Source organism: Mesotoga infera, from assembly GCA_011045915.1.
Taxonomy (GTDB): Bacteria; Thermotogota; Thermotogae; order Petrotogales; family Kosmotogaceae; genus Mesotoga; species Mesotoga infera_D.
Genome location: DSBT01000123.1, coordinates 1 through 1,740, shown reverse-complemented (window position 1 = coordinate 1,740; position 1,740 = coordinate 1). Strand labels below are relative to the sequence as shown.

Here is a 1,740-nt window from a genome sequence, read left to right as displayed (position 1 = left end):
TTGCTGCTCCATGAAGCCGATCTCTCTTTCAAGGATTTCATTCTCATTCCTCAGGTCGGTGAGATAACTGCGCATGAAATCCGTTGAGATCTTCCTGTAAAGGTCGACCTGAAAGACCCTGTTGAAATAGTCCCTTCTCGCGGCAGGACTGCCGAGGAATTGATCGGCGATTCTATTCTGAAAAGCTACTATCACGTTTTCGAATGTCTTCGAGATGTCTCCCTGAAGACCGCAGATGATTCTGATCTTCTCTATCACGTTTTCCTTCCCGCGGGCAATGAGAAGTTCTCCCTGTTGCAGTTCGTGACTTGAACCGGTGCCGAAGACTTTCTCGACCCTGTACTCCAGTCCGTCGTCGGCCAGAAAAGCCACGGCGACTCTCGATCTTCTCTCGTTCCACTTGATTGCGTCTTCCTGTTTGTCGCGCAGTCCTCCTCCGAAGAGTGCCAGTCCGATAGCTTCGATGATAGATGATTTCCCTGAGCCATTTCTTCCAAGGATGAGATTTATTCCCTTCTCGAAGGTTTCGGAATATCTGGAGTGGCTGCGGAAGTTCTCGAGATCTATCGAAATAATCCTCAAGAGCCACCACCCACTATGGCTTCAAGAAGGGCATCGACGGATTCTTTGAACAGGTCATACCTTCCATCTTCCTGAGCCTGCTTCATCTTTTCTATTGCGCCCACAAGGTCCTCGCCTCTTGCTCCAAGTTCCTTCCACTCCCTGGAGCCCAGTATGACTTCTCTTTCGATGTCCCTCGCGCTCAGCAGTCTGTAGTCGTCGAGAGTGATCTCTCTATCCGTTCTCCTAACTCTAACAAAGGCCTTGAGGGCTCCGCAAGACTCTATCTCCCTCTCCAGACGCACAGGATCTACGTAGAACTCACCGCTTCCCGTTACCGTTACAAGTACTATGGCTCCTCCATGAATCTCATGTTCGTTAACAAATCTGTCAAGGTCGTCGCCCTCGCCGGGAAAAAAGGAGAATTCCTGTCTCTCCCTCCTGAGGGAGTCGTGAAAATCGGCTTTGCGGGTCTGGGTATCGAATACATAGAAACCCTTTTTGTCTTTCTCCCAAACGTCCCAGTATTCGAGCGATCCGGGAACGAAGAAGAACGGCTCTTCCAGAGGAAAAGCGAGTTGAGAATGCAGATGCCCGCCCCCGGCATAGATCACCTTCGACCTAAGAATCTTCAAGACTTCGGGTGACACAAGGCCGGGAATGAAGTTGTCGTTCCCGGGCGCCGTGTGGACAAGTATTATGTTGTCTTTGCCTTCGAGAAAAGAAGAAGCTTTGAGGATCATCTCCTCGGCCATGAAGCCGGGATAACCAAGTCCGAACACTTTGAAACCTTCGATGCTGACGTTCGGAAAGACGATGTCCTTTTCGCCCTGAACCGGGCAGAGCAGCTCCAGATACTCTGTCTCGTGGAGAAATCTCAGCCAGGACTCGTTTGCGCTGAAGCTCTTGTCGTGGTTTCCCTCTATAGCCAGCACCCTGATGCCGTTTTCTTTCAGTCTGGAGAGAATACTCTGCGTTCTGGCAAGAGTGTCGGGATTGATGTCTCTCTTGTCAAAGAGATCACCCGTTATGAAGAAGGCCTCCGGTCTGTTCTGTACGGCCCATTCGACAACGTAATCGAAGGCCGAAAAATAGTCTTCATACCTTGCAGACGAATACGGGCTGTTCGGGGAGCCGATCGGTCTTCTCCCCAGGTGAATATCCGAGCAGTGAAGGAAT

General features: G+C 50.7%; 2 protein-coding genes. Both read right to left on the bottom strand.

Translation table 11 applies throughout. The features are described 5' to 3' along the window. Positions 1-582: SMC family ATPase (locus ENN47_04765; protein HDP77495.1), on the bottom strand; the 582-nt coding region annotated here is incomplete at its 3' end. Then, positions 579-1,740 (bottom strand): exonuclease SbcCD subunit D (locus ENN47_04760; GenBank protein ID HDP77494.1); only part of this gene is annotated, 1,162 nt, incomplete at its 5' end. The genes ENN47_04760 and ENN47_04765, both read right to left, overlap by 4 nt.